11 protein-coding genes are annotated in these 13,611 nt (G+C 65.3%); 9 read left to right on the top strand and 2 right to left on the bottom strand.

Annotated features, from left to right (window positions below):
- Positions 1-21: 21 nt before the first annotated feature.
- From miaB to ACSFA3_RS20215, 6 genes are all read left to right on the top strand, one after another.
- Entirely contained in the window at positions 22-1,383 is a 1,362-nt protein-coding gene (miaB, locus tag ACSFA3_RS20240; RefSeq protein ID WP_435507283.1) for a tRNA (N6-isopentenyl adenosine(37)-C2)-methylthiotransferase MiaB, read from the top strand.
- The gene (locus ACSFA3_RS20235) at positions 1,383-2,810 is read left to right on the top strand and encodes a sensor histidine kinase (protein WP_435507282.1); all 1,428 of its coding nucleotides are present in this window, start codon (positions 1,383-1,385) and stop codon (positions 2,808-2,810) included. The genes miaB and ACSFA3_RS20235 overlap by 1 nt, the downstream gene beginning before the upstream one ends.
- Positions 2,811-2,868: 58 nt before the next feature.
- Positions 2,869-3,600, top strand: coding sequence for a hypothetical protein (locus ACSFA3_RS20230; RefSeq protein WP_435507281.1), 732 nt, complete (start codon positions 2,869-2,871; stop codon positions 3,598-3,600).
- A gap of 13 nt (positions 3,601-3,613) precedes the next feature.
- Entirely contained in the window at positions 3,614-5,020 is a 1,407-nt protein-coding gene (locus ACSFA3_RS20225; RefSeq protein WP_435507280.1) for a sigma 54-interacting transcriptional regulator, read from the top strand.
- Positions 5,021-5,453: 433 nt separating this feature from the next.
- A complete protein-coding gene (gene mdoH / locus ACSFA3_RS20220; RefSeq protein WP_435507279.1) occupies positions 5,454-7,466 on the top strand; it encodes a glucans biosynthesis glucosyltransferase MdoH in 2,013 nt (670 codons plus the stop codon).
- Between the two features lie 165 nt (positions 7,467-7,631).
- Positions 7,632-8,456, top strand: a complete 825-nt coding sequence (locus ACSFA3_RS20215; RefSeq protein ID WP_435507278.1) for a hypothetical protein — start codon at positions 7,632-7,634, stop codon at positions 8,454-8,456.
- A 169-nt stretch (positions 8,457-8,625) separates the two neighbouring features.
- Here ACSFA3_RS20215 and ACSFA3_RS20210 read toward each other — a convergent pair whose 3' ends face one another.
- Together ACSFA3_RS20210 and ffh are read right to left on the bottom strand one after the other, a co-directional pair.
- Positions 8,626-9,219: a BPSL1445 family SYLF domain-containing lipoprotein gene (locus ACSFA3_RS20210; RefSeq protein WP_435507277.1), complete on the bottom strand. Its 594-nt coding sequence runs from the start codon at positions 9,217-9,219 to the stop codon at positions 8,626-8,628.
- Between the two features lie 155 nt (positions 9,220-9,374).
- Positions 9,375-10,772 carry a signal recognition particle protein gene (gene ffh / locus ACSFA3_RS20205; protein WP_435507276.1) on the bottom strand — a complete coding sequence of 466 codons (1,398 nt, stop codon included), beginning with the start codon at positions 10,770-10,772 and terminating at the stop codon, positions 9,375-9,377.
- 68 nt (positions 10,773-10,840) lie between these two features.
- Between ffh and ACSFA3_RS20200 the strand changes: the two genes are divergently transcribed.
- Genes ACSFA3_RS20200 through ACSFA3_RS20190 form a run of 3 tightly spaced genes read left to right on the top strand, consistent with a single transcriptional unit; the run spans position 10,841 to position 13,609 of the window.
- Complete coding sequence (locus ACSFA3_RS20200) at positions 10,841-11,650, top strand: cytochrome C assembly family protein (RefSeq protein ID WP_435507275.1); 810 nt, start codon at positions 10,841-10,843, stop codon at positions 11,648-11,650.
- A complete protein-coding gene (locus ACSFA3_RS20195; RefSeq protein WP_435507274.1) occupies positions 11,647-11,892 on the top strand; it encodes a PP0621 family protein in 246 nt (81 codons plus the stop codon). Before ACSFA3_RS20200 ends, ACSFA3_RS20195 begins: the two co-directional genes overlap by 4 nt.
- 16 nt (positions 11,893-11,908) lie before the next feature.
- The gene (locus ACSFA3_RS20190) at positions 11,909-13,609 is read left to right on the top strand and encodes a two-component system sensor histidine kinase NtrB (RefSeq protein ID WP_435507273.1); all 1,701 of its coding nucleotides are present in this window, start codon (positions 11,909-11,911) and stop codon (positions 13,607-13,609) included.
- Positions 13,610-13,611 lie beyond the last annotated feature (2 nt).

Here is a 13,611-nt window from a genome sequence, read left to right as displayed (position 1 = left end):
CCCCGATTTCGAGATTCCACGATGTCCAAAAAAGTATTCATCAAGACCTTCGGCTGCCAGATGAACGAGTACGACTCGGACAAGATGGCGGACGTGCTCCATGCCGCGCAAGGCTACGAGCCGACGCAGAACGTCGACGAGGCCGACCTGATCCTGTTCAACACCTGCTCGGTGCGCGAAAAGGCGCAGGAAAAGGTCTTCAGCGACCTCGGCCGCGTCAAGCACCTGAAGGCGCGCGGCGTGAAGATCGGCGTCGGCGGCTGCGTCGCCAGCCAGGAAGGCGCGGCGATCATTGCGCGCGCGCCGTACGTCGACATCGTCTTCGGCCCGCAGACGCTGCACCGTCTGCCCGAGATGCTGGCCCAGCGCGACATTCAGGACCGGCCGCAGGTCGACATCAGCTTCCCGGAGATAGAGAAGTTCGACCACCTGCCGCCAGCGCGCGTCGACGGCGTGACGGCTTTCGTGTCGATCATGGAAGGCTGTTCCAAGTACTGCAGCTACTGCGTGGTGCCGTACACCCGCGGCGAGGAAGTCAACCGGCCGCTCGACGACGTGCTGGTCGAGATCGCCGGACTCGCCGACCAAGGCGTGCGCGAGATCACGCTGCTTGGCCAGAACGTGAACGCGTATCGCGGTTCGATGGGCGGCACGGCAGAGATCGCCGACTTCGCATTGCTGATCGAGTACGTCGCCGAGATCCCCGGCATCGAGCGCATCCGCTACACAACCAGCCACCCGAACGAGTTCACGCCGCGACTGATCGAGGCCTATGCCAGGGTGCCGCAACTGGTGAGTCACCTGCATCTGCCGGTGCAGCACGGCAGCGACCGCATCCTGATGGCGATGAAGCGCGGCTATACCGCCATGGAATACAAGAGCACGGTGCGCAAGCTGCGCGCCATCCGACCCGAACTCGCGCTCAGCAGCGACTTCATCGTCGGCTTCCCCGGCGAGACCGACGAGGATTTCGCGAAGATGATGAAGCTGATCGCCGACATGGAATTCGACGCCAGCTTCAGCTTCATCTTCAGCCCGCGTCCGGGCACACCGGCCGCCGCGCTGCACGACGACACGCCGCACGAGGTCAAGCTGGCCCGCCTGCACGAACTCCAGGCGGTCATCGACCGCAACGTGAAGCGCTTCGGCGAGCGGCTGGTCGGCACGACGCAGCGGGTGCTGGTCGAAGGCGCATCGCGCAAGGATGCGAACGAACTCATGGGCCGCACCGACTGCAATCGCGTCGTCAACTTCGCGGGCGATGCGCGGCTGATCGGCCAGATGGTCGACCTGCGCATTGAGCGTTCGCTGGCTTACACGCTGCGCGGCGAGGTGCCGACGCGCGAAGCGACATCGGTCGACGCAGCGGTGTTCGCCGCCTGATGCCGAAGCTCAACGCCGCGCGCGGCTCTTTCCAGCAACTCCTGCTCTTCGCCTTCCTGCTGATCACCGCGCTGCTGGTCGGCGTGGCGCTGCGCTCGGTCTTCCAGTACGACGCGCTGCTGGCGCAGAGCCGCAACGCGGCGTCGCGGGCGCTGGCGCTGTCGGGCGCAGCGCAGTCGCTGGCCGAACGCAGCGCCGCGATGGAGCGCGCGGGTCGCCAGTCGCTGGTGCTGAACGACGCCGTGCTGAGGCGTCGCTTCACCGACGCTTCGCGCGACGCCCAGAGCGTGCTCGGCCGGCTGGTCGAGAACGGCGTGCCGCCGGCGGCAGCCGATGCCTGGCGGACGCAGTCGGGCGCAATCGAGGCGCTGATTGCGGGTCCGACCGAATCCGCCCTGTCGCGCGAAGGCGCGATGGCGATGCAGTTCCGCGATCTGGACAGCCTCAACACCGACATCGCGCAGCAGGCACAGACGCAGATCGAGGCGCAGAACAACGCGCTGTCGACCCGGATCGAAGACGCGCGCACGCGGCTGATGCGCCAGGTGCTGGCAGCCAGCGCACTGGCGGTGGCGCTGGCGCTGGCCTTCGGCGTCTGGCTGGCGCGGCCTTTCAAGCGGCTGCAGCGCGCCATCGTCGGGCTGGGCGAGAACCGGCTGGACGAGCCGATCGACATTCGCGGTCCGGCTGACGTGCGGCGCGTGTCGCAGCAGCTCGAATGGCTGCGCCTGCGCCTCACCGAACTCGACGCCGACAAGGCACGTTTCCTGCGCCACGTCTCGCATGAACTCAAGACGCCGCTGGCGGCGCTGCGCGAAGGCATTTCGCTGCTGGAAGACGGCGTGACCGGCGCATTGAATCCGGCACAGAGCGAGGTCGCGCAGATCCTGCAGCAGAACGCGATTTCGCTGCAGAGCCAGATCGAGGCGCTGCTGCGCTTCAATGCGGCGGCTTTCGAGGCGCGCGACCTGCATCGGCAGCGCACCGATCTGCTGCCGCTGATCGAGGAGCAGATCGAGGCGCAGCGCCTGCAGTGGCAGGGTTCCGGGCTGCAGGTGCAGGTCGAGGGCGAGCCGCTGGCGATCACGGTCGACCCGACCAAGCTCGGCACGGCGCTGGCGAATCTGCTGTCGAACGCGATCCGCTTCTCGGTGCGCGGCGGCACGATCCGCTTCGAGGTTTCGTTGACGCCCGAAATGGCCCGCATCGACATCGCCGACGCCGGCCCGGGCATCGCCGAGGGCGACCGCGACCGGGTTTTCGAGCCGTTCTTCCGCGGTGAACGCCAGCCGGAACACGCGCTCAAAGGCACAGGCATCGGTCTGTCGATCGTGCAGGAGTACATTGCAGCGCACGGCGGCCGCGTCACGTTGCTGCCCGACGGACCGGGTGCCCGGTTTCGCATCGAACTGCCCCGTTCGGTGTGAATTCAGTCTCGCGCCACCGTCCGCCGACATCCAGAACATTCCCGCGTACCTTCGTCCCATGCTGCCCTCGTTCGCTCGCAAATCATCCCGTGCCGCAACCGCCGGCCTCCTCGCGGCTTCGTCCCTGCTGATGGCTTGCACCGCGCCGGTTTCGGCGCCGGAGGCCAAGGCGCAGGCACAGTCGAGAGCGCAGGCCAGGGTCGAGGCCAAGATTGCGAAGGAAATCGAGGCCCAGGCCCAGGCGCTGACACCGCCCGCCGTGCGGGTGATGCCGGTCGAGGCGGAGCCCGTCGCACCGGCAACGCAATCGCCACTGGCCTACGTTCCCTCCGGCCTGAGCCCGCTGTCGGCCATGCTTCTGTATGCGGACAAGCTGCGGCAGCTGGGTTCGGGCGAACTGGCGGCGGAGCTGTCGCGGCTCGGCGATCCGGCGGATTCGCCCACGACGCAGATGCAGGTGGCGCTGGCGCTGGCGCAGACGAGGGCGCCGGCCGATCTGGCACGTGCGCTCGGCCTGATGCAGCGTGTCGCGTCCGGCACGGCGCCCGAGGCCCAGCCATTGCAGCCGTTGGCGCGTGCGCTGGCCGCCCGTTACACCGAACAGCGCCGCGTCGAGGACGACCGCGACCGCCAGGCGCAGCAGGCGCGCGACGCCCAGCGCCGCATCGACCAGCTGAACGACCGCATCGAGGCGCTGCGTGCGATCGAGCGCAGCTTCGCGCGCCCCAATGCGCCGATCCAGAACAACGGCGGGAGCCGCACCGGCAACGGCACGGCCCCCGCACCATGAGACCCGCCAGACAATGACAGACGCCGCAGCCGCATCCCCTTCCCTCAAGGCCACGGGCGCCCGCCTGCTGGTCGTCGATGACGATCCGGACATGCTGCGGCTGCTGTCGATGCGCCTCAATTCGGCCGGCTACCGGGTCACGGCCGTCACATCGGCCGAATCCGCGCTCAACCAGCTCGAAATCGAACATCCGCAACTGGTGCTGAGCGACGTCCGCCTGCCGGGCCGCGACGGTCTGGCGCTGTTCGACGAGATCCGCAAGAACCATCCGACGCTGCCGGTCATCCTGCTGACCGCGCACGGCACGATTCCCGACGCGGTCGAGGCGACGGCGCGCGGTGTCTTCACCTATCTGACCAAGCCCTACGACGCACGCGAACTGCTTGAAAAAATCAGCCAGGCACTCGCGCTCGGTGCGCCCGCGCCCACGCCCGGCGGCACCGGCGGCGACGACAGCTGGCGCTCGGAGATCGTCAGCCGCAGCAGCCGCATGGCCGAACTGCTGGCCGAAGCGCATATGGTCGCCAAGTCGGACGCCAGCGTTCTGCTGCGCGGCGACAGCGGCGCCGGCAAGGAACTGCTGGCGCGGGCCATTCACAAGGCCAGTTCTCGCGCCGGCAAGCCCTTCGTCGCCGTCAATTGCGGTGCGATTCCAGAGGCGCTGCTCGAATCCGAGCTGTTCGGCCACATGAAGGGCGCCTTCACCGACGCCGTCGCCAATCACAAGGGCCTGTTCCAGCAGGCCGACGGCGGCACGCTGCTGCTCGACGAGATCGGCGACATGCCGCCCGCGCTGCAGGTCAAGCTGCTGCGCGTGCTGCAGGAGCGCGCGGTGCGTCCGGTCGGCGCCGCCCAATCGATCGCGGTCGACGTGCGAATCGTCTCGGCGACGCACCGCGACCTCGATGCGGCGATGGAAGCCGGCCAGTTCCGCGAGGATCTCTATTACCGGCTGAACGTGGTCACGCTCACGCTGCCGCCGCTTTCGGCCCGGCGCGAGGACATTCCGCTGCTGGCAAACCATTTCCTGCAACGCCTGTCGACGAAATACGGCAAGCGGCTGTCGGGATTCGCGCCGGAAGCGCTCAAGGCGCTGACGACGGCGTCGTGGCCGGGCAATGTGCGACAGCTCTTCAACGTGGTCGAGCAGGTCTGTGCGCTGTCGAGTTCGCCTCTGATCCCGCTGGCGCTGGTGCAGCGCGCGTTGCGTGTGCCAAGCGTGGAAGTGCAGACCTACGCGGACGCCAAGCAGCGTTTCGAGCGCGATTACCTGGTCGGATTGCTCAAGCTGACCGATGGCAACGTGGCCGATGCCGCACGTCTTGCCGATCGCAACCGGACCGAGTTTTATCGCCTTCTGCAGAAGCACGAACTCACGCCCGGACTGTTCAAGGCCGACACGCCGTCGCCGGGTGTTTGACGCTGTCGCTTTGCAGCGACGTGTGTAAAGCGTTGATTTTGCTGGATATTTTTCTTTAGCCTGTCCAGGCTGTCGGGATTCGGCGACAAATTTGGGGGTTTTGCAGGGCTTTGGCGGCAGCTGCAGACTCCAAAACCGAAAAATCCAAGCTAAGTCGTTGATTCAAAAGCATTTTTCGGTGCTGGCACAGGGATTGCCCTATAGCCTGCATGCAAGCTCATTTCAGCCCCTCTTCCGCACTGCGATCGCAGCGCGACTACCTCCGCTCGCGGCAGGTTCTCCTCTCAAGGCCTCGCGCAGTCGGCCATGCAGGAGCTGGTTTCGACGCTTCCGACGCCGCCGCCATGGATTGCGTGACCAAGCGCTTTCCGGCAATCGGCGACATGCCCCTTTCTTCGGTCTCCACCCAAACGCAACGTCGCTGAGGTAGCCCATGAAGCCAAACGATTTCTCCCAGCTGAACGTCCTGAACGACAGCGATCTCGTGCGCCGCAGCCCGGTGCGTGAAGAACGTCATCCCAACGCCGTGACGGCACCGCCGGTCAACCGCGGCTCCATGGCGCCGCGTCCGTGGCGCGGTTTCTGGAACAGCCTCGGCACCGCCGCGCTGGTGAAGATGGGCGCCGGCGACAAGACCGTGCGCACCGCACCGGCTCCGACCGCCGCCGAACAGCCGTGGCAGCGCGCCGCCAAGCAGCGTCGCCTGGCCTTCATGGTGCTGGCGCTGGTCAGCACCGTGCTCGCCTCGACGCTGTTCGCAGCCGTCCAGCCGAACTACGACAACGTCTGGCTCGAATACGGCCAGATCGGCCTCTACGGCCTGCTCTCCGGCTGGGTCGTGACCGGCTTCGTCACCGCGCTGATGGGCTTCTACGTTTCGGTGCGCGGCGACAAGCACGCGCTCTCGGCCAAGCAGGTCGTCGACCGTCCGATGAACCCCGAAGCACGCACGGCAATCATCATGCCGATCTGCAATGAAGACGTGGCCACCGTGTTCGCCGGCCTCCGCGCGACTTGCGAATCGGTCGCGGCTACCGGTCATTCCAAGCATTTCGACGTGTTCGTGCTTTCCGACAGCTACGCACCGGGCACCGCCGACGCCGAGCGCGCTGCGTGGGAAGACTTGCGCATGGCGCTGGCCGAAAGCCCGAACCAGCCGCAGGTCGAGGTCTATTACCGTCTGCGCACACGCCGCACGCACCGCAAGGCCGGCAACGTGGCCGACTTCTGCCGTCGCTGGGGCAAGGACTATCGCTACATGGTCGTGCTCGACGCCGACTCGGTCATGAGCGGCGATTGCCTGAGCTCCATGGTCAAGCTGATGGAAGCCAACCCGACCGCCGGCATCATCCAGACCGCCACGCAGGCCATCGGCCACGTCACGCTGCATGCCCGCGCACAGCAGTTCGCTTCCCGCGTCACCGGCCGCCTGTTCACGCTCGGCATGCAGTTCTGGCAGCTCGGCGAGTCGCATTACTGGGGCCACAACGCCATCATCCGCGTCCAGCCTTTCATGGATCATTGCGCGCTGGCGCCGATCAAGGGCACCGGCGGCATGTCGGGCGGCATCATGTCGCACGACTTCGTCGAAGCTGCGCTGATGCGCCGTGCCGGCTACCACGTGTGGCTGGTGTCCGACCTGGTCGGCAGCTACGAACAGCAACCGCCCGACCTGCTCTCCGAACTGCAGCGCGATCGCCGCTGGTGCCAGGGCAACCTGCAGAACGCACGCCTGATGGCCGAACCGGGCATCCATTCCGTGCATCGCGCGATGTTCGTGACCGGCACCATGGCTTACGCCTCGGCTCCGCTGTGGCTCGCTTTCCTGACGCTGGGTACGGCCCTGTGGCTGAGCGGTTCGAGCATCGTCTCCAGCTGGAACGTGCTGCCGATGGAACTCGCCGGCCTGTGGCTCTGGACCATCAGCCTGCTGTTCCTCCCGCGTGTCCTCGGCATCGCTGCCGTTCTGATGCGTGGCGAGCAACGCCAGTACGGCGGTCTCTGGGGTCTGCTGAAGAGCTCGGCGCTCGAAAGCGCGCTGGCCATCGTCCAGGCACCGGTCCGCATGCTGGCCCATTCGCTGTTCGTGGTCGTCGCCCTCACCGGCATCAAGCTCGACTGGAAGTCGCCTCCCCGTGAAGCTGCTGCAGTGCCATGGCGCATCGCCTTCAACCAGCTGGCGCCTATGTCTTCGATCATCGCCATCCTGGCTGTCGGCATCGCGATGATCGACGCCAGCGCACTGGTCTGGCTGATGCCTGTCGGCTTGCCGCTGCTGCTGGCGATCCCGCTGACCGTGCTGACCAGCCAGATCGCGCTCGGCACCACGCTGCGCGACCGCGGCTTCCTGCTGATTCCCGAGGAATCGCGTTCGCCGGCCGTGCTGCGCCGGGCGTGGATGCATGCGATCAAGCTGATGCAGCCGAAGGCTGTGGCGATCGCCTGATCGGCGAGCCGCAGAGAAACGACAAAGCCGCCTTCGGGCGGCTTTTTTTATTGTTTGGACAAGTGGTGCGATTCGGAGCGTTCTGATGTGTCATTAAGCAGTCGATCTGTAAATTCAAATGTTGTGCACGCTATTGCTTGCACCGATTCAAATTTACGTGGCCTCATGATGCTCAATATTTCGACCAACCTTCCGCAGCGCCGCTACGCAATCGACACGACAAGAGATTCGACTGGCCATCGACCCGTAAAACAATTTACTCGCCTCCATCAGCCTGCGCCTGATGGCAAGAAGGTTGTCAACCTGCGCGACCCCTCACCATTTTCAGCCATCCCTGCCCCACCGATGGCAATCGCCGAATATGTGAGTTTAAAGGGTTCATCTGAGCAATTTACGGGATACCTCGACAACCTCAAAAAAACGATGCGCAGCGTCAGTCTTGAAAAATACCAGCATCTGAGGACACCCGAGAATTTTCTCGGAAAAGGCGCATTTAAAATTTGCCACGATATCGGCGACGGCAAAGTACTGGTCGTGGGAGATTCTGCTCAAGAACTGGCGAAGCTAGCCATGTTGGAGCGAGCGGGGGTGCCAGTTGCCAAGGTTCACGAAATTGGGATGGTCCAAAAAGATGGTTTCCCCCGGGAGGCATACGTGCAACAAAAACTGAAAAATTTTTATTTCTTTGACCAGAAGCATCCAGATGCGATGCACTCGGAATTTCTCGACTCCCCATTGCTGAATGAAAAGACAGTTTCCAGCTTGAGGGCAATCAGGTCGTTCACGCAGAAGTTTGACATGCTCGACCTTCAAGGCGGGATAGCGCAGGATGGCGTATTTCGACTGACCGATATTCTGGGTGTCCTTGAACCTGAAGGCGAATCACCTCCCTTTATAAAAGAGCAGTCCAGGAAGCTGGACAATCTGATCCGCAGTGCCGAAATCGAGGTGCAAAGTCGACAACGCGGCAAACTGAAGAAGGCTGCGTGAATTAGAAGCACCCGCGCGGAAAATCAATGCTCAGCGCTTTTGCGTTCGCTCACCCCAACGAAAAATGCCCCGCTGGCATGCGGGGCATTTTCATTGAAAGCTTTTCGATTTCTTCACACACCGTGCGATAAGCCATCCGCCATCGCAACCGGGAGCGTGCTTGAAGTAATTACGGCTGGATCTGGCTGATCTTCGAACCCGACAGCGACACGCCGGCTTCCAGACCGACATTGGTCATCACGAAACCGACGATCGGCTGACGAATGGTTTGCGAATCGATGCTGCCGTTGGCGCCGACATTGGCGACTGCAACGGTGGCGTCTGCGCCGACGGTCCAGCCCTTGCTGTTGCGGAATTTCTGGAGCGCTTCGTCGGTCATGAACAGGTAGACGACGGCCTTCGACTGTGCGCCGGCCTGGAAGCCGATCGAACCTGCGGTGGTGCTGTAGTAGCCGGCCGTGGTGGTGCCGGTGCGCAGCGTACCGCGGCCGTACTCTGCACCGACGCCCAGGCTCGCACCGACGACGGACGGGAACACCAGCACGCCCTTGGCTTGCGAAACCAGCTGGCGCGAACCCGGAACGCTGTTGTAGAGCTTCGACAGCGCGGCGGTGGTCTCGGCGTCGATCGACTGGCGCGCCGACATGGACGACGCCTTGTCGTCGGGACGGGTAGTGGTGCAACCGACCATGGCGACGCCGGCGACTGCGATGGCGATAGCGGTAGCTGCGGTACGCAGGCTGCGGATGGAAGAGGCGGTCATATTGAAATCTCCGATACGAATTGACGTCTGAAAAATGCGAATGCACGAAGGTCTCGTGCATGAAGTCATTCAAACATCTGGATACGTTCGGATCATCAGCGAGCGGCGGAAACGCTCGTAGGCGCCAGCCGCATTCAAAAATCAGGCTTGGGGCTTCAAAAAGGCGACTTGCCGCCCATTCCACCCATGCCGCCACCCATGCCACCGAGCCCCTTCATGCCGCCCATGCGCTTCATCATCTTCATCAGGCCGCCGCCCTTCATCTTCTTCATCATGGTCTGCATTTGCTCGAACTCGTTGAGCAGGCGGTTGACCTCCTGAACCTGGACGCCGGCACCGGCAGCCACCCGACGCTTGCGGGTCGCCTTGAGCAGCTCGGGCTTGCGGCGCTCGAGCGCGGTCATGCTGTTGATGATCCCTTCCTTGCGGCGGATGTCGCGCTCGGCGCGCGTCATGTCGGCTTCGGTCGCCTTGGCCGCCATCTGAGCGGGCAGCTTGTCCATCAGGCTGGAAAGTCCGCCCATCTGCTTCATCTGCTGGAGCTGGCCGAGAAAGTCGTTGAGGTCGAATCCGGCGCCGCTCTTGACCTTTGCCGCGAGCTTCTGCGCCGCAGCCACGTCGACGCCGGCCGTCACCTGCTCGACCAGCGCGACGATGTCGCCCATGCCCAGGATACGGCCCGCATGGCGCTCGGCGTCGAATACTTCGAGGCCATCGATCTTCTCGCTCGTTCCGGCGAACTTGATAGGCACGCCGGTGATCTGCCGCACGGACAGGGCCGCGCCGCCGCGCGAATCGCCGTCGGTCTTGGTCAGGATGATGCCGGTGAGCGGCAAGGCATCCTTGAACGCCCTGGCCGTGTTGACCGCATCCTGGCCCTGCATCGCGTCGACCACGAACAGCGTCTCGACCGGGTTGATGGCCGCGTGCAGTTCCTTGATCTCGTTCATCAGCACTTCGTCGATCGCGAGGCGGCCGGCGGTGTCGACGAGTAGCACGTCGAAGAAATGGCGCTTGGCGTAGTCGAGCGCGGCGCGCGCGATGTCGAGCGGTTTCTGGTCGGGCGTGCTCGGGAACCATTCGGCGCCAGCCTGCTTCGTGACCATCTTGAGCTGCTCGATGGCAGCCGGACGGTAGACGTCGCCTGAGACGGTCAGCACCTTCTTCTTGCGCTTCTCGATCAGGTGCTTGGCCAGCTTGGCCGTAGTGGTGGTCTTGCCGGCGCCCTGCAGGCCGGCCATCAGGATCACGGCCGGCGGCTGCGCGATCAGGTTGATGTCCGAAACGCCTTCGCCCATGGTCGCCGCGAGCTCGCGGTTCACGATGCCGATCAGCGCCTGACCGGGCTTGAGCGAGCCGAGCACGTCCTGGCCGAGCGCCTTGTCCTTGACGCGCGCCACGAAGTCGCGCACGACAGGCAGCGCCACGTCGGCCTCCAGCAACGCCATGCGCACTTCGCGCAGCATGTCCTGGACGTTGGCCTCGGTGATGCGGGCCTGTCCGCTCATCTGCTTGACGAGACGGGAGAATTTTTCGGTGAGTGCGGTGGCCATGAACGAGATACCTGGGAAGGCCTTGCCGCACGGGGCGTGCGCAAACCTGGGGGAGATAAACTAGCCCGATGATTTTAGCGATCCCCTCCCCGCCCGGCGTGGCACTGGGCATCGCCACCGCCGCTGCCTATGGTCTGGCGGCGGCCATGTCTTCCCGTTTCGGCCGGCAGGCGACGCGCTCCACGCTCGGAACAGCTTGGCTGCTGCATGCGCTGGCGCTCGGCTGGGGCCTGATCGGCGCGGTGCCGCGCTTCGGTTTTGCGCCGGCGCTGTCGATCACCGCCTGGCTCGTGCTGACGGTCTACGGCATCGAAAGCCGGATGTACCCGCAGCTGAAGTCGCGACGCGTGCTGGCTGCGCTCGGTGCAGTCGCGGTGTTGCTGGCGCTGCTGTTTCCCGGAACGCCGCTGCATGTGTCGGCGTCGCCCTGGTTGCCGCTTCATCTGGCGCTCGGCATCGCCTCCTATGGCCTCTTCGGTGCCGCGGTCGTTCATGCATGGCTCACGACGCGAGCCGAGAAGCAGATCCGGCTCGCCACCGAACCGCAAGCCGGCGTACCGCTTCTGACGCTCGAACGACTGACCTTCCGCTTCGTCACCGCCGGCTTCGTGCTGCTGTCCGCCACGCTGCTGGCCGGTCTGCTCTTCAGCGAAACGCTCTACGGCGATGCCGGCCGCATGCTGAAGTGGGATCACAAGACGGTGTTCTCGGTACTCGCATGGCTGACCTTCGCGGTTCTGCTGATCGGGCGCAGCCGCTTCGGCTGGCGCGGCCGCAAGGCGAGGCGCGTGCTCTACGCCGGCGCCGGGCTGCTTCTGCTGGCCTATGTCGGATCGCGCTTCGTTCTGGAGGTGGTGCTGACGCACCCCGCAAGATGAAATACATACTGGTAGCGGTTGTCGTGATGGTCGGCTTCTGGCTGTGGCGCCAGGGCCGACGCGAAGAAATGCGCAGCCGGAACAAATCGGCCCAGGCCGCGAAGGCACCACCGGCCGTCGGCCCGCCGAAGGCGATGGTGCGATGCGCGCATTGCGGCCTGCATCTGCCCGCCACCGACGCCATTGCCGGACCCGGCGGCGTCTACTGCAGCCCCGCGCATCGGCGTGCCGGTCCCGGCTGAGACGGAACATCGCGCGATGACCACCCTTCTCTGGTCGCGCGGCGATGGTCGCACCGACTGGGGCACCTTCGAGCCGCCGGGCGGCGAGAGTTCCGCGCTGCACCGGCTCTGGCGCGGCTTCATGACCGCCCGCAGCTTTGTCGGCATGGTGCTGCTGCTGCTGCAATTCGTCGGTTTCGTGCTCGGCCAGACGCCGTCCTGGTCGGCGATCGGGTTGTCGACCGCCTATCTGGTACTTGCGCTGCTGGCGCTCCGGTATGCCCCCTTCCATCCGCCGATCCACGGGCTCGGCGTAACGTGGATTTCGACGCTCGGCGTCGATCTCGCCACTTTCGCCGCACTGCAGGTGCTGCAAGTCGGCAGCGTGAACTACACGCCGCTGTTCGCATTGCCGGTGCTGATGGGCGCCGTGCTCGGCACGCTGCCCATCGGGCTCGGCACGACAGCCGGCGCCACGCTTCTGCTCCTTGCGGACGCCGCCTGGCACTGGTTCGACCTGCCAGCCGATTCATCGGCACGTTTCGTCCAGGCTGCGCTGACCGGAACCGGCCTTTTCATCGTCGCCCTGCTGGCGCATCAGCTGGCGCGTCGGCTGACGCGCGAGGAAGCGCTGGCACAACGCAACCGCGGCACCGCGCAGATGCACGCGCAGGTCAACGATCTGGTGATCGAGACGCTCAGCGAGGGCGTGCTGGTGATCGACGACGAAGGCTGGGTACACGCGGCCAATCCGGCGGCCGACGCCATCCTGGGTCAGGGCCTGGCCGACAAATCGATGCCGTTCGCGCTCAGCACCCATCCGGCGTGGCAACCGCTGGCCGCGCTGGCCGAACTCACCTTCGTCCGCAAGAGTCCGCAGACCGGCGAGTTGCCGCTGGCGCAGGCGCGCGGCGCGGCGCGCGAGGTGCGGGTACGCACGCGACTCACGCCGGCCACCTATCCGTCGGTCGACAGCCTGTGCGTGATGTTCCTGCAGGACCTGCGCGAACTCGAAGCGCGCATCCGCACCGAGAAGCTGGCCGCGATGGGACGCATGTCCGCCGCGGTCGCCCACGAGATCCGCAATCCGCTCGCCGCCATCACGCAGGCCAGCGCGCTGCTCAGCGAAGACCTGAGCGATCCGGCGCAGCGCCGGCTGATCGCGATGGTCGAGCAGAACGCACAACGCCTGGCGCGCATCGTCGACGATGTGCTCGACGTCGCACGCGCGCGCCAGCAGCACGTGCTGCCGCTGGGCGAACAGATCACGCTCGACCCCACGGTGCGCGCATTGGGCGAGGAATGGGTGCGGCAGACCCGCGGCCACGGCGTGCTGATAGCGCTGGAGGCACCCGGCTTCGACGTGCGTTTCGACGCCGAGCACCTGCGCCGCATTCTCGTCAACCTGCTGGACAACGCGGCGCGCTACGCCGGCCATCGGGACGGATCGATCCAGCTGTCGACGCGCGTCGATCCGCGCGGCCGGATCGGCCTGCAGGTCTGGAGCGACGGCGCGGCGCTCGAACCCCCGGTGCAGCGCCACCTGTTCGAGCCGTTCTTCTCCTCGGAAAGCCGGTCGAGCGGACTCGGCCTCTTCCTTTGCCGAGAACTGTGCGAGCGCCACGGCGCCACCATTGGCTACGAACGGCGCTCGGCCTCCGGCACGGGGCCCGAGGGGAATGCGTTCTTCATCGTGTTCGCGCCCGCCGCGCTCCGCCAGATGCCGCTGACACAATAGAA

The organism is Variovorax glucosi, assembly GCF_051216695.1.
GTDB lineage: Bacteria > Pseudomonadota > Gammaproteobacteria > Burkholderiales > Burkholderiaceae_C > Variovorax.
Note: the sequence above shows the minus strand (reverse complement) of the source record. Positions and strands in the feature narration are given on the sequence as shown.